This is a genomic window from Liberiplasma polymorphum (assembly GCF_043951795.1).
Classification (GTDB): domain Bacteria; phylum Bacillota_I; class Bacilli_A; order Izemoplasmatales; family Izemoplasmataceae; genus Liberiplasma; species Liberiplasma polymorphum.
Genome location: NZ_JBIOAG010000016.1, coordinates 14552 through 40033, shown reverse-complemented (window position 1 = coordinate 40033; position 25482 = coordinate 14552). Strand labels below are relative to the sequence as shown.

Genomic DNA, 25482 nt, shown 5'->3' with positions numbered 1-25482 from the left:
ACGGGAGGTCTTTTATACCGTTTTCGGATAAATACTCATTCCACTTATCAAGACCAGAATCATATTCTTGAGTAATTAAATAATAATAATGATTATACTTATCCAAAGGTTTTACACCACGACGAATTAATCCTTCATAGTCCCAACCCATTAATGAAAGTAAATTAAGTGATTCATAAGGATATAATTTTAATCCCGCGCAGATTGCCAACGTTGCCTCAAGTGTATAAGTGATTTCAGTCATTGCACGGTACTTTTTAATCAATGATTGACTTAGATTACTACTAATTACAAGTTGGTTAACAGAAATATTATGTCTTTCCATAATAATATGAAGATACTCACTAAATCTATACTTTGTCTCAGAAAATCTAAAATCTACAAAAAAAGCTTTTTTCTTCTCTTTATCTTTAGTGTTTTTATATGCTTTTAATATAAGTTCAAGCTGGTTATTATTCATGCTTATTTGTATGGAAGATGCATTGAGTTCATGATATAGCAAAGCAAAAGCTGCAGGATTACTTTTTCTAAATCCCACATTCCTGTTTTTGCTAATTTCAAAGCTTAATGTACACTCCCTGATGTGTCGAAGCCCATAGTTTGTTATTTTTTGTCCATATTCACTTTTAATGACAAATGGTGCTGTATTAATAACAACATATCCATCTATATATTCAACAATTTTCTTGTTGATCAACATATTGAATTTGACATCAGACTCTAATAATCTTTCATAATCCCAACGACTAATAAATCTGACATTTTTACTATCCGAATTATAATCCAACGTGTTTTTATACAAGTTTTCGGTATATCCTAGTGAGTGTAGTCTAATTCTTGCAGATTCTATAGATACATTGAAAAACTCAGCAAACTCCTTCAATGCAGCTTTATATATAATTCCAGTAGATTTGATATCATACTCATCGCGATATTTAAAAATAAGTTGTTCAAATTTAGATATTGAAGATTCTTTTGGCATTAAAACAAGAGGAGTTAAATGTCGTGTTTGATTCTCAATGTGAAATACGTCCTTGTATATTCTTTCTTTATGATTGTCCATTTCATCATCTGAAGGACTGATTATCATAGCTGTTCCCTTGTTTAGAAGAATTTGAAGTTCTTGATACGGTCTGTGAAGGTGCCAATGTAAACATTCATGAATCAATGTATTATTATAAGCTCCAATACCACTCTTCAATAGTAGGTTCTCTCCAATAACGACTGTACCAGCATCTATTTCTATTTCTCTAGCAAGGCAACCGTCAGATATATAATCGGTTTGTAACACTTTTGATTTCTTGAAACTGATCATTCCCCTAACATTTTCTTCTAGAATTGCATTGACTTTTTTCAAGCCCATTTTCGTGATAATATCGTCTACTGGAAGTGGAATAGGATCTAATAGTGCTTCTGGGCAATAACTTTTTAGAAAATCAGATGCCTCTTCCTCATAGTTTTCATAATATATATAGGGAGTTAAGTCCTGATTTAAGCTTTTTTTCTTATTGAACGGCCTTAATTTGTCGCCATATCCCAGGTCTAAAATCCGAAGATTTTTAATGCCTTGATCCAAAATGCAAGATAATCTAAAGGTAAACATCCCTTCATGGACTGTTTCTATTCCGATAGAATTCCTAGTTGTTGTTGCCACTGTCAGTAGCAAATCTATAAAGACTTCATTTTTTTCTCCTCGAAACAGATTAGCTCTGAAGCTTTTAATTATTGGGCTTATGTTTTGTAAAAATATCGAATCTTTATATTCATCTTCTGATCCATATAACTTTTTTTTTACTATAAATATATGTAGTGCAGTTTGGATCAATCTAATATTTTTGTACAGTATTATCTCCTCAAGATTATTATGTCTTTTCTGTTCCATAAATCCTCCGTACTACTCATTACTAGGACTCTTAAGATCATCATATATACCTTTAAGAAAAATCCCTAGGACTTCTTTCTTCAGATCATTGTTGTTTAAGAGCATAGTAAAGAAATCTTGATTTTGTTGTAATCCATCTACTAGAGCATCATCAATACCAGAATAAAATGAAAACTCAAAATCATTGATAGGATTTACTCTTGCACTTGCAATTATATTTGGATTTTTCTTTAATAAATCCTTAATCTGTAAAGCTGCTTTTAAAGCAACATCGTTATCAAATGATTTACCAGTTCTACTGTTCACTTCATTGATTATGTCTGAAAGCCTTTGTTCTTCATCTTCGGTCAAGTTAAAAATATCTGCTGTCGGTAAATTCACATAAGGATCTTTATCTAAAGGTTTGACTTTAAACTCTTCTCCCTTTTTCTGATAGAAGTTACTCGCATCAATCATACCCTTAAGATCGAAACCATTTCCTGATTTTCCAATTTTTAAATATGGCAATAACCAAACTATAAAATTGTACTTTTTATGCAAATCAATATCACTGAATGAAGAAACCTGAAGCAGAAATTCATAGAATCTAATAAACTTTCTCAGTGTGAAATATAGTTCTCTTTGATCATTTTCTTCAAGTAAATCAAACTGTTTTTTTGATTTAGAGAGCAAAAATGTAATTTTCTCCTCTTTTTGTTTCTTTGTATAATTTTCTGAATAAAATAATTCGTTTGCATCTATAGCTGAATCTAAAGTGAATAAGTTGAAACTATCAATTTTCGCATCTATTTCATAAACTAATTCAGGTGTAACGGTATTACAAAGTATAGTTGATGCATAATAGGGCTCAAAAGCTTTTTGTATGTCATCAATTGAGTTGACAAAATCTAAAATAAATGTTTTCTTTTGATAAGGAGGATATATTCTATTTAATCTAGAAAGCGTTTGAACTGCGGAAATACCATTGAGCTTCTTTAATACGTACATGACTGATAATTTGGGCTGATCAAATCCCGTTTGGTATTTATTAGCAACTAATAAAACCTGGTAGTCTTCTTTATCAAATTTGTCAGACGTGTGAATTTCACTAAACCCATTTATTGAAGATTCTGTAAAATACTTTTCATTATCATCTGAAACTCCTAATTGTTTTTCAGAGATTTTCCCTGAAAAAGCAACTAAAGGGTGAACATCTTTATAACCTTTTTCATCAACATATTTTATAAATGCATCATAGTATTTTATAGCTTCTGCTCTTGAACCCGTAACTACCATTCCTTTTGCCCAAGGTTGATCTCGCAACACTCCATTTCTGAAATGTTCAATAATTATCTCTATTCTTTGAACTATATTTGTTTCATGCAACATTGCAAATCTAGCAATTTTCTTTTTTGCTGCTTTGCTCTTAAGTTTGGGATCATTCTCAATAGCTTTGTTAATTTTATAGAAAGTTTGATATGGAGTGAAGTTTTGAAGAACGTTCAAAATGAACCCCTCTTCTATCGCTTGTTTCATCGAATACAAATGGAAAGACTCATAATAACCAGTAGGGTTTATATGACCAAAAATTGCAAGAGTAGTTGGTTTTGGTGTTGCTGTAAATGCAAACATTGAAACGTTGTCTTGTTTTCCGTGTTTACAAATTTCATCAGTAATAATGTCTTCAGCATCCATATTAAAAGAATCATCTTCATAGTTTATATCTGATCCTAATGCTCTAGTCACTGCAGCCATATCCTTTCCAGCTGTTGATGAATGTGCTTCATCAATAATGACTGCGAAACTTTTGTCTTTTAAACCCTTTACTATATCGGCAACATAAAGGAATTTTTGTATTGTCGTGGCGATTATTTTCGTGTTACCTTCAAGTGCATCTTTTAAATCTTTAGATGTACAATTATCGTCTAAAACTTTGATTAATCCAACTTTGTGCTCAATAGAACTCACAGCTTTTTGAAGTTGTCTATCTACTATCACTCTATCTGTTATTATGATTATATTGTCATAAATTATTTTGCTGTCTTTGTCATGAAACGATGATAATCTATGTGCTAACCAAGCTATAGTGTATGTTTTTCCAGAACCAGCACTATGCTGGATTAAATAATTCCGATTTGTTTTGTTTTCAATAACATCATTAAGTGTTTTACGAATACAATCAAGTTGGTGATATCTAGGAAAAATTATAGTTTCTTTTAGACTTTTTTTCCCACTTGGATCTTCTTTTTCAATTCTTTCAATAAAAACAAATTTTGAAATTATTTCGATTAAGTTATCTTTTTTTAGAATATCCTCCCAAATATAAGAAACACCAAAACCTTCACTATTCAATGGATTTCCCTTACCTGCTTCTATGCCTTCTCCATTGCCTTTATTAAATGGTAAAAAGTATGTTGAATAGCCGGTAAGTTTTGTTGTCATATGACATTCTTCTAAATCCATAGCAAAATTTACGATACATCCTGCTTTAAATAAAAACAATCTTGATTTATAATCTCTATTTGTTCTATATTGTGTAACTGCATCTTCATAATTTTGTCCTGAAGCATTACATTTAAGTTCAAAAGAAATTATAGCAAAACCATTCAAGAAAATCACAAGATCAATTCTTTCATTTTCCTTTGAATAAATTTCTTCAGCAACAGAGAATATATTCATTTCATATTTCTTATTTAGATCTTTATTGAAAATTGTTGCTGGTTTCGTATACATTAGTCTTAACTTAACATTAGAAAGTTCTATTCCATTTTTTAATGTTTCTATTAAAGATGATTTAGAACTTGTAATCTTATTATTAATAAAATTTATTAGAGTTTCTTCATATCTGTCTTTATAGGTTTTCTTTAGTTTTGCTATTTCATCAGGCTGAGAATCATTTAAAAAGTTGAACAAAAGTTCTTTATCAATAGAGTAATAACGATCAAAATTAGTATCTCTTCTCTCAATGTAATCATTATTTTGTTTTAAATAATCAATGATGTACCTTTGGTATTGCTTTTCTGTGATTATTCTGTTCATAAAACAACCCCCTTTATCCCTCTTACATATTCATGAATAACTGTTTTTTTATACTCTAGAAACACTTCAAGTTGATTCTTTTTGTCTTCAATTATTGAATCAATTATGCTGCACTTTTTATCTAGATAGTCAACAATTTGTCTCTGTTCAGATAACGGTGGTTCCAAAAGAGGTATTTTACTGAACTCACCAAAATTTAAGCCTTATCTTACACCGTTCCCCATATTATAAAAGACCTTCATCAGATCGTATGCGTGAAGTAAATAGTGAAAATATTTTGAATAAGTATCTTTTTTTGGTACAAGGTCAATATATGCTGAAGTTATGATTCCTTTTTCTTTAACAAGCCCTGTTCTAAGACTTTTTTTATCATTTTGTAAATCAGTTGGTCGAATTATAATATCGTTTTTATTTACTACATTGTATGTAGAAAAATTTGATGGTAATAGTCCATCATTAGTGTTTATATCTCTCCTGACAATTTTGCCATAGCTTAAGGATAAAAGATTGTCTTCTAATAAAGCTCTATTTTTTGATTTGCCTTCAGTGAAATAATAGTAAACCGGATGCACATTCCAGTAGTTTGGAATATTTCCAACATATTCTATTCCACTATTCTTCATCTCGACACCTTTCTTATTCCCTTTTGTAACAGTCTCAATTATCATTGATCTTTTATATAGTTCCAAAACTTCAATTTGCTTAGAAACTTGATAATCTATATTTTCAATTATTTTTGTTTTGATATCTAAATAATCTACTATCTCTCTTTGTTTATCTATGTCTTCGTTAATATCAATACTGTAGTTTAAAATATCTAAATCTTTTAATGACAATTGGTTTGTCGCACCGAGTGCTAGTTGCTCTAAATCACTTTGCATTGTATATAAAATGTAATATATATATTTGCTATTAATTTTTTTTCTTAATATATATGGTATACCATCCGTTAATATTGAAGTATCGTTTAAATCAAAAAAACCCACTCTACCACATGTTCCACCACCTAAACTATTAATTACGATATCACCATATCTTAAAAATTCTTTTTTCCCACTCATATTGTAAAACTTTTCATTAGCATACTTACAATTATCAAAACTAAATCCTTTTTTTGTGTTGTTTCTTTGTCCGAAAATTATATAGTCGTTAGGCTCATCATCATATAACGGAGTCCTACCTTTAAAAATATCCTCAAAAACATATTTGAGTTTTATAGATTTTAAATTATTCATATGTTTACTCCTCAAATAATTCATCTATCATTTTTCTAACTGAATTCTCGATTTTTATTAGTTTTTTTGATAGTACTTCGCTTGACTCCGATAATTGATATTTATAAAAATATCTATTGAAAGGGATTGCTGCCCCAGTTTTTATGGTTCTGTTTTTTGCTGTCAGATTTTCTTCAAAAAAAGCTTTTGCATCCGGAATATGAGGTAGTACTTCTCGCTCCATGTAAGCCATTATATTTTCATTTATTTTTACAATCTCGATATCCTTTGTATCTTTATCGTATATTATTCTACCTTTTTTATCTTTTTGAATTTCAGCTTTCTTATCTAACTGTGATAAACCTTCAATAACTTTGGATACTATTTTTTTGTCAAAACTAGCCATAATAATGTTAATTTGTTTTTCAAAATCCGAAACTTTATAGTAAATCTTGTCAGATATGTTAGTTTTCAAATGATCCAATATAGAAAAATATACTGATCTGTTGTTGTAAAAATTTTGAAGTTTCTTTTTTGTTTTAGTATCGAGTGGTTCGAGGCTGTTCTCATATTCATATACTTTAGCTTCATCATAAATTGAAGATAAAGTACCTTTTAATATCATATTGTTTATTCTTTCTTCTGTAATAGCATAACTTCTTTGAAGTGGTTGCATAACTACATATTCGCGATATATAAATTCTTCTTTGTCGTAAATTTTCACCAGATCATTTTCTTTAAAATTTACATATAGTTCTGTTATTCGTTTTCTATCTTTAGGTGTCAACTCATTCTTTTTATTTCCGATAGATTTTCTTAATTTGTGATATATGTCTGAAGCATCGATTAACTGAATCTTATTTTTCCTGATTTCGCTTTTGTTTTTTGAGAGAATCCATACATATGTCTGAATACCCGTATTGTAAAATAAATCAGTTGGGAGGGCGATTATAGCTTCAATTAAGTCTTCTTCTAGCATCCATTTTCTAATCTGACTTTCACCTGATGATGTATTCCCAGCGAATAATGGAGATCCATTTTGAATAATCGCAGCACGACCAATTTTGTCATCCATCTTATCAATTGCTGACTGCATAAAGATTAACTGAGAATCACCACCTGCTGGCAAACCTGCTCCCCAACGAGAGTTGCCAGTAGCTGCCTTGTTATATTCATCTTTGACAGCTCTTTCTTGTCCTTCTTTTGCATCTTTTCCACTCCATGGAGTTCCAAAAGGAGGATTTTCTATTACAAATCTCATTTTTTTGTTTTTAAAGCAATCTTCTTTAAAAGTGTCTGCGTGTTTGAAATTACGCGCATCCTGACCTTTAATAAGCATTTCTGCTAGTCCAACTGCAAATGATTGGCCCATAAATTCTTGTCCGAACAATCGAACATCAGCACTTGGATTCACATGCTTCAAATATGAATAAGTTGTGGAAAGCATACCTCCAGTTCCACATGCTTGATCACAAACGGTAATAACTTTGTGGTCTTCAAAAATATCGTCACTACCCTCAGCTGTTAAAATTGAAACCAAAGATTTAATAATGTCTCTACCTGTGTAATATTGACCTGCATCCACGTTTTGAAAAAACCTACCAATCAAGTTTTCAAATATGTATCCCATTTTGATTGAATCATAGGTCTCAGGGTTCAAATCTAGTTCAGAAAAAGCTTTAACAATAGTAAGCAAACATCCACCTTTATCCATTTTTTCTATATGAGAAATTATATCGAGTTCTTTCATAATGTCTTGGACGTTTGCAGAAAATCCTTCGATATAATATTTAAAATTCTCAGCAAGTTTGTCAGACTCGTTACATAATTTTTTTAGACTAAAATCACTAGTATTGTAGAATTGATATCCTGTCTCTTTTTCAAAGATTAGAGCTGGATATGATTGGTTTTCGCCATATAATTTGAGAATTTTTTCTTTTGTTGGATGAAGCGCGCATTCAAATCTTCTCAAAATAGTCATAGGAATAATAACATCACCATATTTATCTGGCATGTAAGTCCCACGTAATTTGCTTGCTATACTCCAAATAAAATTGGCATCTGATGTAACATCAATCAGATCATCGTCCCAAAGCAATTCCATTTTCTTTAACTCACTCATTCTTCTACTCCTTAACTTTCATATTGTATTTTTCAAAAAGAGGAATTAATTTCCTCTTTGCTTTTATTGAAGGTTCAGTCCTACCAGTTTCCCATCTGTTGACAGTTGCAAAAGAAACATCAAGAATTTTCGCTAATTCTTGTTGCGAAACCAGCATTTTTTTTCTTAATTCTTTAACCATAAAGGTATAGTTCATATATTTTCTTCACCTCTTATAATTATAACATGTTTATAACATTTTGAGAACTTTGATTTAATTATTAATAATTATATTTCCTAGAATTGTATAAAGATTTATTCTCTGGGAAAGAAAACTTTGACTTCAGTAACTTTTAAAAATAAAAAGTGTTTTGTTTAATAATATAAATTATTCCTTAATTACTGGTAACTCAGTTAATTTTAGTCCGTTAGATGTAAAATAGGCTGGTCCTTGATACGCCCCGCTTGAGTTAACGTTGCCCATTCTTGTATGCAGTTCCCTAACAAGTGGCGAGAGCAGCCATTGCTCATTTTCGAACAAAACATGTCTATTTCCTGCAACTATTGCAGAAACACTCTCATTAACAACAAAGTGAATAACATCCCCGTCTTTAAGTCCTCTTGAATAAAAATCAAATCGTTGACTAACTTTTCTTTTTGATCCTTTGCGTTCTTCTTTTGCAACTTCAACATTATCTCCTTTTAATTCTAAGACCGCTTCATCACCTAATAATTCCTTTATGTCAGCTAATATTTCATATGCAGCTTCAGGATCGATATTAAAAAACTCACGTCCTTTATTTATTCTTAAATCTGAGATTCTGTCTATACTCTATGGATCATGCGTTCAGCTTCGTTAAACTTATCTGTTTGTAATGTAGCATAAATTTCGTATGGTAATGGAACTGCAGTGTTATAAAGTTCTCTACCCCTTACTTCTGGAAGTCTTTTGCTTTTACCAATTTTTACCCAATCATCTCTAAAACTAGCGTTTGTAAGTACGTACACATAACCTTTTTCACCCATTTTTTATTCATCCTCTTCTTAATTATTGAATAAATTCATTTCAAGTTTCGTCTTATTAAAATTATAACATATTTATAAGTGCTGTATACGTAATCGTGTAAAAACCATTCAAATCGTGTAAATTCACTTGTAATCGTGTAAATTCACTTGTAATCGTGTAAGCCTAATATCGATCCAATATTTTAACCCTTATATTTGGTTGCTTTTAACATTAAATTTTACTCGTTAAAGTGATAAAAAGCCCTTATTAAAGCAAAAAAAGGCCTGATACGAATTGTATCAAACCTATGCTTCTTATATGGGTTGTGTAACCTATTTTAATACAATTGCGCACCCCTATCAAAAATCTACGCACCCCTAGTGAGAATTTACGCACCCTTGAGTTTTTTTACGCACCCCTGAATTACGGCTTAACTAAAATGTTTTTTTAGAGGCAATGAAAAATATCAAAAATGACTGTTGTATTTACCCTATTCAGTCCAATTCAATCATCAAGATTAGTGATTTTCTCATTCCAATTCTCTCGAATCACTCTAACCGCTCTTTTAGAGTACCTAATCGTGATATATGTATCTTTGCTCATCAATCCATTATATTGTTTAATATCCTCATCTTTATCTTTTAGAACTAACCATTTAACCGCTGTTCCTGCTCCCCCAAGATTGAACTTAACAAGAGCTACTTCTTTTATGTCACGCCAATGCGTTTCACGTATGGTTTTAAAGAGATTTCTTGATTTGATATACTTTTTGTCAATGATAGTCCATTGAAACATGCTTTTGCCCAAAAAATAGATCGTGAAACAAGTAATCAATGTAAAAACAATAGATGAAATTATCGTACTCCCATTTTGTGGATCCGTATTTCTATATACGATTGCCATTATAATCAAGAAAACACTGCTAGCACTAAAAACTAATAATAGTATAATAGAGCCTATTACATAGAACATACTAGTGAAAAAAACATGTTTAGATTTCATAATTATTGCTCCTTCTATTTTATGTTATCAGTTTAGTTAATCCGTAAGGCTAGGAAGCTGGGTTAAACCCGTGTATGAAGGTGCCACAACAGCTGAAAATAGCCATGTTCCAAGATTAGATTTTAGACTACCAAGTAATTTTGCAGATATTTGACCCGTCATATTATAATTCACTGCGGCTCCTAGTCCGAATGTAACTACGCTTACAACCGCTGTAATACCTCCAGTAACTGCTGCTTGATTTCTGTCTACTTGTTTCCAGCTTCTATGCTGAAAAATCATTTGTGCAGAAGCATCTCCTAAAAATCCCACTGCAAATCCACCAACACCAGCAAAGGCTGCAGCAGCAACAATACCAAAAGTCCCACAAGTTGCAATTGAGAGATCTACAACTAACCCAGCTACTGCACCAACAACTGCTCCATGAGCCGCTCCAGCCCAAAAATCTTGGCCATGCATTGCAGCATTAATACCACCCCAAATACCTCCAACAATCCCACCTACAATAGCATTTAGAAAATGTCCGTCAGCATCATCATTAGCAACAGGATTATTTGCACAATATGAATAAAGATTTAATCCAAGAGGGTTACTGGTATCCAAGTATGATGCATTATCAGCGCTTATAAATCTTCCTATCTCAGGATTATAATATCTATTGTTCAGATAATACAGCCCTGACTCTTCATCAAAACGATATCCACGGTAACGATATGGATTAATATCTGCTAAAGTACCACCTGACTGATATACTATATTTCCCCAAGCATCATATTTGTATTTTACCACAGTATTTCCACTTATATCTACAAGTTCTATGATGTCTCCCTGTAAATTTGTTATATAGAAATATTCGTTATCATTATAGTTCATACTAAGTAAAGTGCCATCAACATCATATGTATAGTAAATCGTATTATTACCCCATATTTCTACAAGGACCCTCAAGCCATCAAGGGTGTATCTAGTTATTATTCCATTGACATTCTTCTCTGTTCTGATTCCTTGATCATTGAATTTGTAAGTATAGGATGAAGTATATTGTGTAATTCTATGTAAATCTTCTCCATCCCAATAGTAATTTTTGGTTAAATATGAAGAACGTGTATCAGTAATATTTGTAACATTCCCACTATTATCATAGGAAAGGGTTTGATAATAACTTAATGTTCCATTTACGTAATATTCAATTTTCGAAAGTTGGTCTCCCCAAGTATTTTCATATTTCATCCTTTTTTCATTAAGTGGAGTAACTGGGACAGTACCTAAGGTGTAATTATATTCTTTTATATTTGTAACATTCCCTTGAGTATCATAAACATAAACATAAGTTTTGGAGAATTGCCCATCACGCATAATATTAACATTAATGTTTTCTCTTATGAGTTGATTAAAACCATCATAAACGTAATAATATAAGTCAACAGGAATACTACTATCAAAATCTTTAACTTCGATTTTTATTATATTATGGTTTCCATCGTAAGTGTATATATGTTCATAAAGAGAATAATCGTTTTTTTGATAGGTTATTGAATAAATTCGATCTGTGGCGTTTCCCATATTTGAATTAACTTGAGAATCATCATAATTGAATATTTTAGTTATTGTGTTTGTCCCAATTACCAATTCAATATTATTTAATCTCCTAAGTGAATCAGCATCATAATTATAGTTCTTTCTAACATTAGTGGATCCAATATTATATGATGTGTACTCATATTCTTCTGTTGATGAGCTGTAATGGTAATATAATCCACGGGAAATTCCACTTATATTATAACTGTAGTTAGCAACTTTTCCTGAAGAGTCATAACCATAACTAATTTCATTCCCATCTTTATCTGTAATCTTTTTGATTCTTCCAGCTAAATCATAAGAATAAAAATAGATATTATTATTATAGATATCTTTATAAATTGCTAATTTCCCACTAGCATCATATTCATATTCGAATCGTATACTTCCGTTAAAACTAATGGTTTTAATTTTATTTTCTTTAGTATATGTAAATGTAAAATTGTCACCATTTCCATATGTTTGTTGATTTATTTTATCAGTATAATATGTGCTACCTTCAATATCTTCAACATAATCGGTTATTAACAAAGCTAGCCCCGCAACTTTAATGGTTGTAACCTGACTTAGTGAATTATAGACAAATTCATATGTAAAACCATCTCTATTGATTTTCCATAGTCTTCCATCAGAATCGTAAACATATGAACTATTGATAGTCGCTCCTGTTACCAAATCTGTATTTTGTGTGGTTTCTAAATTACCAAATTCATCATATATAAAGAGTTGTGAATTACCTAGTGCATCAATAATATTTGTTACCAAACCAACTGTTTGATCAGTATAAGATGAGCGTATGTTCCCAAATTCATCTGTAATTGAAGTTATATATTGACCATCTGATGTATATGTTGTAGATGTTTTAAACCACTTATCTTGTGTTTGGACATCCTTATCGTAACCAAGATATGTCTCAATAATTTGCTTCGTATTTGAATCATACACAAATAGTGATCGAACATTGGTTTTTGATACCTCTTCAACTAAATATGTTCCAGTTCTTTCAATATCTACAGTATGATCATTTTTGGTAATTGAAATAAGGTGATCACTAGTATCATAGCTTAGTTCAGTTTGTGAACCATCTGAATCATTGATAGCTGTTAAATTACCAGTTGTTGCTTCGTATCCATATGATGTGCTCATTTTGTCATGATATAGTTGAATATTATCAAAATAGGCAGTTCCTTCTCCTTGATATTCTCCATATAATGTAACACTTACTGCAAACTGAGGAATATCTATAGATCTCATTTGATATTGCCAATCTTCAATTGATGAGTTGAAAGGTAAATACAGTTTCATCTGATAAGGTGTCCCAGGGTCACCATAATCAGCTGGTACACAATCAATTGTTATATATAAACCAAAAAATCTTCCATCTCTTTGTGGGAAACTACTAACATAATATCCATTATTAGGAACTGCATCAGCTTTTGCCCAACCACCAATCATATAGGTTTCACCGTGAGTAACTAAATTAGAAATATTCTGTTTGAAGTATTTCCTTGATGCTCCATCGCCAGAAATATAAATTGCTTTTTCCCCTAATATTTCTTCCATCACACCTGTTTCATTTATTGTTGTTCCATATGCGCCACTCGTAATCCAACTTGTTGTACCTGTTTCAAAAGAGTTATTCAATATTGCATTATATCTAGCATCAACAAAACCTTCAATGGTATCAATAAAACCTTCAATAATTTGCACATTATCAAAGTATGCTGTAGAAACAGTATCATTCATAAGTTTAACTGTAATAGTACGTGCGGAACTGATTGTAAATGTTAATTGATATTTTGTCCATCCGTCAGAACTATAAATCTTTTGTATTGTTCCTTGTGACGTTTCACCTGTTATGTCAATATATGCACCTGGAGCAATTCCAGCATGTTTAATCCATCCTTGTATTGTATAACTACCAGCTTTCAAATAAACATTTTGGTATGCATAAACAATGGATGTGTTCTTTGTTATTGATAGAGAATAGTCACCTAACATCGATTCATCATTATCAAAGGAGATCACACCATCTGTTCCAAGGTACTTAAACCATCCAGTTGTGCTTTCTTCAAATCCATGATTATTGATTGGATTTTGTTGTTGCTTCATAACATCTGAGCTTTCTATTAATTGATTATTACACAAATAGTTAGGTGTTTGATTAATTAATTCATATCCATTTAAATATGATTCGTCATTAAAAACTGTTGTAAATAACCCACTATATTGGTAATATGTGCTATTTCCATAATCATCACTAATATTAATTGTATGACCATAATTATCAAAATGATAATATACATGATTTCCTCTATAGTCTAAATAGGTCGTCTTTCCATTTTCATAAGTAACGGTTGTGTTGCTTAAATTTAGTCCACTATCTGTTGTTTTTATGTTGTTGATCCTGTTCTTTATGTCATAAGTATATTCGATTTTAAAATTATCCGTTTCATTATAAGCATTGATAAATCTATTATTGCTATCAAAATAGTAGTGTAGTGTATTATCATATACCATGCTTGTATTCATATATGTTCCATATCTAAATCCTTGCTCTATATAATCTATATTATTATAAGCATCGTAATGATATGTTTTTCGCTCTACTTCTCTATAAGATCCATCATTTTGTTTGAGCATTAATTGTGTCCAAGTTAAACTATTACCTGACCAAGTGAACTCAATTTTATTTAAAGCCTCATCTGTAACGTAATCTATCATCTGTGATGAAGAATCTATATAATATACTCTTAAATAATTATTATTTTGAACATTCCTAATGGTAGTTAGTCTTCCAATTGAACTGAAATTATACTCTAAATCAGACTTTGTTGTAATCTTTGTACTTTGGAAACTACCATAATAAGTATTTCTTTCTAATAACATTCTTGAACCATCTTCAGCAATTGAAGTATATTTTACATGCCCATAATATAATGATTCATAAATTTCATTCGCGAAGTATACTTTATTGCCATCTGGTTTAAGCATGTAATACTTGTTAATTGATGTATCCAAAATCAGCTGAACATTATAATTTGTTCTCCACCCATCGCCATAACCAATATTTGAAGATCGTTTATGATTATTATGAAAAAAGCTCAATGTCATTGACATGTATTCATTTTCAAGTGCATACTCGTTTCTAACCCATGTTAAATTCCCAGTGTAATCACTAATATATCCTTGACCAACCATACCTGCATCTTGTGAAGTATATGTCCAATAATCCTTTAGTCCAGATGGTTCCTCATAGCCTATGGTAACCAAAGGTCTGTAACTTGCTGTGGAAGTACCCATTTGGTATACCACATTAGTTGCACCATACCATTCATCAAGTGCTATTGTAAACCCAGGAACAACACTAATTCCAGATGATTGCCATTCTTTAACAGGTTCTGTTACATCGAAAATAAAAGGACTATTTGAGTTGACAGTATAGTAATCAACTACACTAGAATCATAAGCGGGTGAATTATTCCATGTAGCTGTTGAGCTGCTAAAACTTGTTGTATTCTTATAAATATTAAGTTGACTTCCAGATGTTACTGATAGTTTAGTCAATGCTAGATGTGTATAAATAATGACTTGACTCATCACTGAACTTGGAATTTTAAAATATAGTAACCCCCTATATTCATCTGTACTCGAAACAGCACTTAACATCATTATTGTTGATGTGCTGAAATTAGTTGATGGTTGACTTTCAGATGTATAAGTATCATAAATGTTCATGGTCGTTGTTGAACTAGTGATGGTAGGATCAATAATTACTGGGTAATTTGCTGTCTTAAGCCAATCATCTGAAGCAGTTATAGTTATTTCATATGTCTTATTTCCAGTTTCAACAAATTGAACATTTATGTCATATGAAACATCATTATTGCAAGATATCATAAACATATCAGCGAAACTAAAAACTGGCTCTTCAAGCTCATTAACAAATTCAATAGTTCCTTCATTGTTAACCAAATTTAAATCTTTTAATTTATACTCGAATGTTATACTATAATTCGGAATGTATTCATTCAATATGATATTCTCTTTGACTTGACTACCAGAAAGAATGTATTCAATATCAACACTATTTTGAATATTTTGATATAAAACAGATTGATTAATATTACTAAGTTCACGTTTGTCTGTTGATTCATTATTGCTACTTATATACTGAATATCTGTTGAGTTGATATTCATAATGTTCCAATTAATTTGATAATCTGAATAAGATAATTTAATTTGCTTATTATCATTGAGGGATTTAGGGAATTTAACTTTAAACTTATTCGCCTTATTTTCAAGATCATCACCTAAATCGTTTAAACTGTTGTCGATATCTTCCCATTTCCCATCTTTTTGATAATGAACGGCATCAGCATACATTGCAACTTCGTACGTTCCATCTATTTTCCTAAAATACTTCTCTGTTTCTGTTCTCATTGAGACATCTTCAGTATCAATAGGAACTAATGAAGGATCTATTTCTTGATTCTTAAACAGCTTGGATTCATCTGTTGATATGAATTCTTGGTTTGTTTCTGATATAGCCTGTGTTTGAAATGAACTCCAAGGCACTAAACTAAAAACTTGTCCAAATAAAGCCAAAAAAACTAGAAACTTCTTACTTGCATCAAGTAATCTTACTAAAACAAGAATCTTTTTGTCGTCTAGTGATTTTTTTCTAAACATATTAAATTTTCTCCCCATTTGATTTTTTTATACTTCTTAATGGTCTCATTTTATCATCAATATATAAATAGAAACAGAGCGTATACGTCCTATAATTAGCATTTATACTTAAATTATTACGCAAAGTGAATAATAATGAAGATCCTTATTTTCAATAAATTAGAAAAACCACAAAATTTACATCTCGATCCTGTTGCTTAACGCATTTATTGATTGTCCTATAAAATTGTTTCTGCTCCTTTGTATGATTTTATTATAATCTTTTATTTAGATTGTACCTAATGTGTCCCACTTTTTCATAGCAGTCCACTTATATTAAAAAACAATAGTTTTGTCTAACGTTTTTGATTTAATATAATTGTTGCTTTATGGCGTTAGTAGAGTTAACATACTACAAAGGAGTGATATCGTGAAGAAATACAGCCCCTTCATAAGAAAAGCTAGTAATATTCAAGAATTATGTTTTATAGGAAGAAGGTACTCTACAAGATTACCATTATTTGAAATTGATGTTGTAAAAGAGATATCTCTTGATGTTTCTTTATATGTTTTGTTTTCAAACAACCTGTTAGATGATTATGAATTTTTTATTGAGTTCTCAAATTTATCTTATTTTGATAAAACTATTGCAAGGTGTATAAAAATTAGTTGTGAAGATAATCCAAACAAACCTGCAATTTATGTTGTTTTAGAAGGAACACACTATGCAAAATATTCATTTTCTTACTTTTCAATTGATTAATACACTATTTTTTTAACAAGTTACTATTTAAGTAAATCGTGTAAAAAACAATCAAATCGTGTAAAGGACTATTAAGTTATAGTAAATCGTCTTAGATTTCAGCAACTTTTCATATCAAAAATCTAGTTAGAAAACAAGAAAAAGCCCTTATTAAAGCAAAAAAAGGCTTGATACGAATTGTATCAAACCAATGCTTCTTATATGGTGGAGTTGAGGGGATTTGAACCCCTGTCCAAAATAGCCGAAACTAAACTTTCTACATGCTTAGCTCATTGAGAAATTTCATTAACCCTCAAGCAATGAACAACTCATAAGGTTAACTAGTCCTATTGTGTTCTTGTAAGATGCTAAGACTGTGCCTCTTACGTATAGTCTACTAAACTGTCTACCAAACAGTGCCCGTAGACTGGCAAAGATGGTAGTCGCAACTTATTTCTTAAGCTGCGTAAGCGTAATTTGTGTTTCCGGTTATATTTAACCAGTGTTTTTACTTGCACAACCAAGGCATGCTTATCGAGCTCTAACTACCCTGTCGAATCCATAATCAACCCCATAGGTATATTATAACATATTTTATGGTTTTAGAATAGATTGATGATACTATTGATTCCCATTAATAAGAGTAATACTGAAACGACTCTTTGGAAGATTTTATCATTTAAATGCGGTACTGCTTTCATTCCTAAAAAAGCACCGATTACCACAAATGGTAATACCATTAGTACTGAGTAAAGCGTTGTTAGTGGGTAGGTTTGGTTAATGATAAATGCTAAAATACTTCCAACATTCATAGTAAAGAAGAAGAGTAAAATAGAAAGCCTAAATTCTTCTTTTTTTAATTTGGTATTAGATAAGAATATAAGTACAGGTACACCACCAGCCCCAATTAACGTATTTAAAATGCCCCCAATTGATCCCATTGGAATATAATAACGTTTGGGATGTTTAATATTAAAATTAAGTTGAAACAACTTATTGATTGCTGTAAATATAAGCAATGAACCAAGAAGTAAATTAAATACAAATGGATTCATACTTGCTAAAATAAATCCACTCAGTAATGCAGCAATAAAACCTGCAATAACAAGTGAACTTAATGGCTTTAATTCTTGTATGTTAAGCTTTTTTTCTGAGGTTAATATATAAACATTTAGCAATAAGTTTATGGTCACAATTAATGGTCTTGCTTCTTCTGGTGATAGATAAAAAGTCGTTAGTATTGGCATCGCAAATAGAGCGGTTCCAAATCCAGTAACGCCTTTAATAAAAGAAGATAAGAGTAGTATTGTCCCAATAATAAGTATAATATCTAGTGTCACGTTACCCTCTCCTGTTAAGTTCTTTATCCATACGTTTTTTCATATCTTTTTCTTTTAGACTTTGGCGTTTGTCATAAAGTTTTTTACCCTTAGCTAGAGCAAACTCTAGTTTACATAGTCCTTCTTTTAAATAGATTTTTGTGGGTACTAATGTATAGTTTTCACGCGCTACCTTATCAGCAATTTTAATGATTTCTTTTTTATGAAGTAAGAGTTTTCTTTCTCTTGTTTCATCATGATTAAAGGTGTTACCGTGATCGTATTTTGCAATATGCATGTTTAAAACATATGCTTCATGGTTTTTAATACGGACAAAACTATCTTGAATACTTACTTTTCCACTACGTATAGCTTTAATTTCAGTCCCACGCAAAACAATGCCCGCCTCATATCGGTCTTCAAGAAAATATAAATGGGATGCTTGTTTGTTGTTAGCAACGATTTTCACGTGGATTCACCTACTTTATTTTAAAATCTATCTCACCGTCAAAAATATTAACTGCGGTTACTTTTACATTGACAACATCACCGATTCGGTAGATGCGTTTTGATTTTTTACCGGTTAGTATTAATACATCCTCATCAAACTCATAGTAGTCATCGTCTAATTCAGTTATGTGAACTAACCCTTCTATAGCATTCGGTAAGCTAACATATATTCCAAATGACGTTACAGAACTAATCGTACCTTCAAATGATTCTCCAATAAAGCGACTCATATATTCTGCTTTTTTCATATCTAAAACATCGCGCTCAAGTTCAATGGCGACACGTTCTCTAGTGCTTGATTGTTTTGCGATATCTAGCACACGTTTTTCATAATGGGCAATTGTTTCAGTGGTTTGATTTTTATTTAAGAAATATGCTCTTAATAATCTATGAACGATTAAATCTGGATAACGTCTAATTGGGGATGTGAAATGTGTGTAGTGTTCAAATGCTAACCCAAAGTGTCCTAGATTTTGTTCAGAATAAATGGCTTTTTGCATCGAGCGTAACATCATCAAGTTCATGCCTTTTTCACTGGCTGTATTTTCGACTTTTTGTAAGAGTTTTTGAAGTTCTTTATGGGTAATTTCATGTTTGGCTTTAACATCAAAGCCTAATGCACTTGCCATGGCTAAGAGTTTTTCTAATTTTTCTTCTTTAGGGTCTTCATGGATGCGGTAAATAAAAGGTAAATGCATCCAGTAAACATGCTGGGCAACTACTTGATTTGCAATAAGCATAAATTCTTCAATGATGGATTCACTTTCACCGCGTTCGCGGAGTAAAACATCAATGGCTTTCCCTTTGTCATCTAATTTAATAAATGGTTCATCGGTTTCAAAATGAATACTCCCATCAATCGTGCGTTTATCATATAAGATTTTTGATAAAGCATGCATGTTAGTTACCATGTCTTTTAAGAAACTATACTCTTTATTTAAAGCCTCATCACCCTCTAAAATACTATTGACTTTAGTATAAGTCATACGGGCTTTTGATTCGATAATACTTTGGAATATTCTGTGTTTTTTTATTTTTCCTTTTAAGTCTATTTCCATTTCACAACTCATTGCTAAACGTTTAACATTTGGCATTAAACTACATAAGTTATTACTTAAGTTTTCTGGTAACATAGGAATAACTCGGTCAACTAAATAAATACTTGTTCCGCGTTTATACGCTTCTTTATCAAGTAAAGAATCTTCTTGCACATAATGGGAAACATCAGCGATATGAACGCCTAAATAATAGGTCTCATCATCAAGTTTTTTAACTTCAATGGCATCATCGAAATCCTTTGCTGTTTCACCGTCAATTGTAATTATCATATGATCGGTGTAATCATCTCTATTTTCCAACTCATTAGCGAAAATATCTTTAAACTTTGAGGCTTCTTCTAATACGTTTTCTGGAAAGGCTGGATCAACGTTATGTTTAAATATTTTGCTTAAAATATCAACGCCTGCCTCATTCATGTTCCCAATAACTTGAGTGACTTCTACTTCAAGGATGCCTTTAAATGCATAATTAATAATTTTCGCTTGAACTTTATCGTAGTTTTTTGCGTCTTTTAGCTTATTTTTAGGGATTATAATCTCTTCACGGATGCTTTTATCATCACTCATTAGAAAGGCTTTATTGCCTCTGAAAATAACGGTTCCAATAATACTAATGGTATGACGGGTTAAAACTTTTCGAACTTCGCCTTCTTTTCTCAATCCGCGTTTACTCTTTTCTACAAATGCTAATACATGATCTTTATTCATAGCACCATTAAGTTTATGTTTAGGAATATAAATATCGTCGACGTCTAAATCATCAACTTTTAAAAAGGCAAATCCTTTTTGTTTCACGTCTAAAAAACCACGGACATAGTTCGTGTTTTCAATGAGTGTGTATTTATTTTTACTATTTGGAATTACTCGTGCTTCTTCTTCTAATGCATTCATGACTTTAGCGAGTTCCTTATAGTCTTCACTCGAAGTTAATTCGAGCGCTTCACTTAAAGCTTTAATGCTAAAACGTTCCTGTTGATGTGTTTGTAAAAACTCGATTATTCGTTCTTTCATAGGCTCACCTCCTAAATGAGAAAAAAAGAACACTTTATGAGTGTTCTTAAGAAATCATTGCCCAAATGGATACAGCAATAAATAAAAATGATGCAATCAGCGTGGCACGACTCATAAATAATTCGACACCGCGTTCTTTTTGATTAGCGAATAATTCTGATTTCTCACCAGAAAAAGCGCTCTGAATGTCATCTTTTGAACTTTGAACAACCACTAGTGTGATTAATACTACAGCAATAACAATTAATAAATAATCTGCTAATCCTAACATGTTAAATTCCTCCTATAATGATAAAGCGATATATACAACATATGCTATGATAATCATAACACTTGGCAACGCGTAAATCAACTTGTTTTGTATTGGCTTGCGTTTTAATGCGACCATTACTATTATAGAGTTTATGAACCCTAAAATCAAGAGTAATGAGATATTTTTCCATAAGACGGGGTCGGTTGATAAGACTTCAAATATGTTATCTTTAACGTTAATAAAATCTACTACACTGATGATGGTCATATTAAAGATGTTTGAGCCAAGTATATTCCCAAGTGCAACTTCATAGTTTCTAAGCTTAAAGAGTGTGATAACTGCTGTAAACTCGGGTAGACTCGTTGCAACACCTAAAAATATGGCTCCAGCAAATGAGGCACTTAAGTTTAATTTTAGCGCTAATGAATCCGTAATATACGTAATAAATATACTACTAATAACCACCGCAAGGCCCCATAATATAAACATAGTAACAATTTTTTTCATTGATAAATTTGTAGTGCCTTTGACTGTTTCATCTGGAAGTTCATCGTTCATGGCTTTAATCGTAAAAAAGTAAACAATAATTATAAGTAAAGAAATAATACTAAAAGCTATCCCTATTCTAATATCAAAAGAATGATATCCTAGTGAATTGGTAATTTTAGATAATAGTAATGGCAATAAAAAGATTGCATACATCATAATGATTAATGAGTTGGTTTTTAATCCGGTTTTAGTTTGATTAAAGAAAAGATGTTTAATAAAAACTAAATCAGCAATCGCTAAAATAAGTAAATTAAACATGTTAGAACCAAACACATTTCCAAAAGCAAGACCAGGTTCTTTTAAAACAACTGTGGAAGTAATACTTGTTATAAATTCTGGTAGTGAAGTAACCGTTGCAAGCAGTACACCACCAATTAATGCGCCACTAATTTTGGTTTTTTTGTCGAGTTCGTTTACATAAAAGGATGCTTTCTGTGTCGAAAGAATCGTTAGTATGGCAAGTGTCGTGTAGATCAGCAATAATATAGGTAATGACATGCGTTCACCCTGCTAAAAGCATTTCCTTTCAAAATCGTAATCATTTAATACTAGTTTAATTATATCAAACAACTGCTTGTTTTGAACCAGTATTATTGTTAAGTTCTAATTAAAAAGTGTCTGCTTTATTAAGCAGACACTTTTAGATTATTTTAAGTTATAAAAAGATTTTTTTCCGTTATATCTTGCAGTAGTTCCGAGTTCATCTTCAATACGCAGTAATTGATTGTATTTTGCAATACGGTCTGTACGAGAAAGTGACCCCGTTTTAATTTGTCCTGCGTTTGATGCTACTGAGATATCAGCAATAGTTGAATCTTCTGTTTCACCACTTCTGTGTGAGATTACAGCGGTGTATCCAGCACGTTTAGCCATTTCAATTGCTTCAAACGTTTCAGTTAATGTACCGATTTGGTTTACCTTAATTAAGATAGAGTTTCCGATACCTTCTTGGATGCCTCTTGAAAGTTTTTCTGTATTAGTAACAAATAAATCGTCACCAACTAATTGAATTTTTTTACCGAGTTTATCTGTTAAGATTTTCCATCCGTCCCAGTCGTTTTCATCAAGCCCGTCTTCAATTGATACGATTGGGTATTTTTCTACTAACGCTGCATAGAAATCAGTAAGTTGTGCAGCAGATAATTCTTTACCACCCTCACCTGCTAAAACGTATACTTTTTTCTCTTTATTATAAAACTCACTTGAAGCAACATCCATCGCAAGTAAAACATCTTCACCAGCTTTGTATCCTGCTTTTTTGATTGATTCCATAATGACTTCTAATGCTTCTTCGTTAGATGATAAATTCGGAGCAAATCCACCTTCATCACCAACTGAGGTGTTGTAGCCTTTATCTTTTAATACTGATTTTAAAGCATGGAATACTTCTGCGCCCATACGTAGCGCTTCTTTAAATGTTGGTGCACCAACAGGCATAATCATAAACTCTTGGAAGTCTACATTATTATCTGCATGTGATCCACCATTAATAATATTCATCATTGGGGTTGGTAAGTCTTTTGCGTTAAAGCCACCTAAGTATAAATAGAGTGGTAAACCAACATATTCACTTGCAGCGCGTGCTACAGCCATAGAAACACCTAAGATTGCGTTAGCGCCTAAGTTTCCTTTGTTTTTAGAACCATCTAGTTCAATCATCGTTTGATCAATTAACACTTGTTGGGTTACATCCATACCAATTAAGGCAGGTGCGATGATATCATTTACATTATCAACCGCTTTTAAAACCCCTTTACCTAAATATCTTTTTTTGTCGTTGTCACGAAGTTCAACCGCCTCATGTTCTCCAGTTGATGCTCCACTTGGGACTAAAGCGCGCCCAAAGGCACCTGAATCTGTATAAACTTCTACTTCAATGGTTGGATTCCCTCTTGAATCCATAACTTCTCTAGCATAAATATCGCTAATGAATGGCATAATCTATTCTCCTTTTAATCTATATGATTTCTTCAGTTTAATTATAACATTATTGCTTGATATTACAATGAATCCTAGTCTTATGAAAACACTTTTATTTTTTAATGATTAATGACTTTCCGGTCATTTCTTCAGGTTGTTTTACATTAAGATATTCAAGCATTGTTGGGGCTAAATCCCCTAAAATACCTTCTTTTCTAATACTAATGTTTTTATCTGTAATAATAATAGGGACAAAACTTGTTGTATGAGCCGTATGAATCCCACCGGTTTCATCAATCATTTTTTCTGCATTCCCGTGATCGGCTGTAATTAAGGCAACGCCACCTTTTTCTAAGGTTTTAGCGACTACTTTACCAACACATTCATCTACTGTTTCTACTGCTTTTACAGCAGCACTAATGACCCCAGTATGTCCAACCATATCACAGTTAGCATAATTTAAAATAACGGTATCATGGATATCTTTATCTAACTCTTCTAGCACTTTTTCTGTGACTTCATAAGCGCTCATTTCAGGTTTTAAATCGTAGGTTGCTACTTTTGGTGAGTTTACCAAAACGCGTGTACTTCCTTTAATTTCTTTATCTTCTCCGCCATCAAAGAAAAATGTAACATGGGCATATTTTTCGGTTTCTGCGATACGGAGTTGTTTTAACCCTGCATTTGATATAACCTCACCGTACATATTATCAAGTGACTGTAAGTCAAACGCAATCGATCCTTTAATATGTTCAGAATAGTGCATGGTAGAAACGAAATGTAAATTTTTATAAGTATGCTCATGTTGAATCTCAGTAAGGGATGCATTCGTTAATGCTGTACTTAACTGAATAGCACGGTCTGGTCTGAAATTAAGGAAAATAACTGCATCATTATCTTCAATTGTTCCGTTTTGATCAACGATAAACGGTAAGACAAATTCATCTACAACTCCGTCATCATAACTTTCTTTAACCCCTTTTATTGCACTAGATGCTTTCTTACCTTCTCCGTTTACTAATATATCATAGGCAAGTTGAGTTCTCGTCCAGTTTTTATCACGGTCCATTGCATAATATCTTCCGTGTACGGAGGCAATCACACCACTATTAATAGATGACATATACGCTTCTAATTCTTTAATATAATTAAGCGCAGATTGTGGTGGGACGTCTCTTCCATCTAAATACGCATGCACATAAACTTGTTTAAGATTTTCTTTTTTTGCCATATCAAGCATTGCTTTAAAGTGATCAATATGAGAATGCACACCCCCATCACTTAATAACCCCATGATGTGTAACTTAGAATCATTTTCGTTTGCATGACTAATCGCATTTAAATACGCTTCGTTGCTGAAAAAACTCTTATCAAAAATCGCTTTATGAATACGGGTTAAAGATTGATAAACCGTACGACCTCCGCCAATATTTAAATGACCTACTTCTGAATTCCCCATTTGTCCCTCAGGCAATCCAACCGCCATACCTGATGCAATTAATCTTTCGTTTGGATACGTTTTGTATAATTCGTCTAGTACTGGTTTTTTTGCAAGACTAACAGCATTTCCTTCAGATGCTTCTGCAAGTCCTAAACCATCCATAATAATTAAAACTACTGGTTTTTTCATATAACTTCACCTCATTAA

16 protein-coding genes, 1 other RNA gene and 1 pseudogene are annotated in these 25482 nt (G+C 31.7%); 1 reads left to right on the top strand and 17 read right to left on the bottom strand.

All coding sequences use genetic code 11. The features are described 5' to 3' along the window. The 9 genes and pseudogenes from ACHAJD_RS05265 to ACHAJD_RS05225 all read right to left on the bottom strand — a co-directional run. Nucleotides 1-1882 (bottom strand): hypothetical protein (locus tag ACHAJD_RS05265; RefSeq protein WP_435584821.1); only part of this gene is annotated, 1882 nt, incomplete at its 3' end. Between the two features lie 12 nt (nucleotides 1883-1894). Next, nucleotides 1895-4900: a type I restriction endonuclease subunit R gene (locus ACHAJD_RS05260; RefSeq protein ID WP_435584820.1), complete on the bottom strand. Its 3006-nt coding sequence runs from the start codon at nucleotides 4898-4900 to the stop codon at nucleotides 1895-1897. After that, nucleotides 4897-5088: pseudogene (locus ACHAJD_RS05255) on the bottom strand (restriction endonuclease subunit S); the annotation flags it as partial. The pseudogene ACHAJD_RS05255 and the gene ACHAJD_RS05260, both read right to left, overlap by 4 nt. Nucleotides 5089-5103: 15 nt before the next feature. After that, nucleotides 5104-6135: a restriction endonuclease subunit S domain-containing protein gene (locus tag ACHAJD_RS05250; protein WP_435584819.1), complete on the bottom strand. Its 1032-nt coding sequence runs from the start codon at nucleotides 6133-6135 to the stop codon at nucleotides 5104-5106. Between the two features lie 4 nt (nucleotides 6136-6139). Further along, nucleotides 6140-8236: a type I restriction-modification system subunit M gene (locus ACHAJD_RS05245; protein WP_435584818.1), complete on the bottom strand. Its 2097-nt coding sequence runs from the start codon at nucleotides 8234-8236 to the stop codon at nucleotides 6140-6142. A gap of 4 nt (nucleotides 8237-8240) precedes the next feature. Further along, nucleotides 8241-8432 (bottom strand): helix-turn-helix domain-containing protein, encoded by a 192-nt coding sequence (locus ACHAJD_RS05240; RefSeq protein WP_435584817.1) that lies wholly within the window; start codon nucleotides 8430-8432, stop codon nucleotides 8241-8243. Between the two features lie 608 nt (nucleotides 8433-9040). Continuing rightward, on the bottom strand, nucleotides 9041-9241 hold the full coding sequence (locus tag ACHAJD_RS05235; protein ID WP_435584816.1) for a GIY-YIG nuclease family protein: 201 nt from the start codon (nucleotides 9239-9241) through the stop codon (nucleotides 9041-9043). Nucleotides 9242-9725: 484 nt separating this feature from the next. Then, nucleotides 9726-10016 (bottom strand): hypothetical protein, encoded by a 291-nt coding sequence (locus ACHAJD_RS05230; protein WP_435584815.1) that lies wholly within the window; start codon nucleotides 10014-10016, stop codon nucleotides 9726-9728. Nucleotides 10017-10259: 243 nt separating this feature from the next. Further along, nucleotides 10260-16493 (bottom strand): RHS repeat-associated core domain-containing protein, encoded by a 6234-nt coding sequence (locus ACHAJD_RS05225; RefSeq protein WP_435584814.1) that lies wholly within the window; start codon nucleotides 16491-16493, stop codon nucleotides 10260-10262. 409 nt (nucleotides 16494-16902) lie between these two features. Between ACHAJD_RS05225 and ACHAJD_RS05220 the strand changes: the two genes are divergently transcribed. Next, nucleotides 16903-17235 carry a hypothetical protein gene (locus ACHAJD_RS05220; protein ID WP_435584813.1) on the top strand — a complete coding sequence of 111 codons (333 nt, stop codon included), beginning with the start codon at nucleotides 16903-16905 and terminating at the stop codon, nucleotides 17233-17235. A 202-nt stretch (nucleotides 17236-17437) separates the two neighbouring features. Here ACHAJD_RS05220 and ssrA read toward each other — a convergent pair. The 8 genes from ssrA to gpmI all read right to left on the bottom strand — a co-directional run bounded on the left by ssrA (nucleotide 17438) and on the right by gpmI (nucleotide 25464). After that, nucleotides 17438-17787, bottom strand: a transfer-messenger RNA (tmRNA) gene (gene ssrA, locus ACHAJD_RS05215). 29 nt (nucleotides 17788-17816) lie between these two features. Next, nucleotides 17817-18554, bottom strand: a complete 738-nt coding sequence (locus tag ACHAJD_RS05210; RefSeq protein ID WP_435584812.1) for a sulfite exporter TauE/SafE family protein — start codon at nucleotides 18552-18554, stop codon at nucleotides 17817-17819. 1 nt (nucleotide 18555) lies between these two features. Continuing rightward, nucleotides 18556-19002, bottom strand: coding sequence for an SsrA-binding protein SmpB (gene smpB / locus ACHAJD_RS05205; RefSeq protein WP_435584811.1), 447 nt, complete (start codon nucleotides 19000-19002; stop codon nucleotides 18556-18558). 10 nt (nucleotides 19003-19012) lie between these two features. Further along, the gene (rnr, locus tag ACHAJD_RS05200) at nucleotides 19013-21112 is read right to left on the bottom strand and encodes a ribonuclease R (protein WP_435584810.1); all 2100 of its coding nucleotides are present in this window, start codon (nucleotides 21110-21112) and stop codon (nucleotides 19013-19015) included. 46 nt (nucleotides 21113-21158) lie between these two features. Next, nucleotides 21159-21383 carry a preprotein translocase subunit SecG gene (gene secG / locus ACHAJD_RS05195; protein WP_435584809.1) on the bottom strand — a complete coding sequence of 75 codons (225 nt, stop codon included), beginning with the start codon at nucleotides 21381-21383 and terminating at the stop codon, nucleotides 21159-21161. A gap of 12 nt (nucleotides 21384-21395) precedes the next feature. Then, a complete protein-coding gene (locus ACHAJD_RS05190) occupies nucleotides 21396-22412 on the bottom strand; it encodes a sodium:calcium antiporter (protein WP_435584808.1) in 1017 nt (338 codons plus the stop codon). A gap of 147 nt (nucleotides 22413-22559) precedes the next feature. After that, the gene (gene eno / locus ACHAJD_RS05185; RefSeq protein WP_435584807.1) at nucleotides 22560-23852 is read right to left on the bottom strand and encodes a phosphopyruvate hydratase; all 1293 of its coding nucleotides are present in this window, start codon (nucleotides 23850-23852) and stop codon (nucleotides 22560-22562) included. 94 nt (nucleotides 23853-23946) lie between these two features. Then, entirely contained in the window at nucleotides 23947-25464 is a 1518-nt protein-coding gene (gene gpmI / locus ACHAJD_RS05180) for a 2,3-bisphosphoglycerate-independent phosphoglycerate mutase (RefSeq protein WP_435584806.1), read from the bottom strand. Nucleotides 25465-25482: the final 18 nt, after the last annotated feature.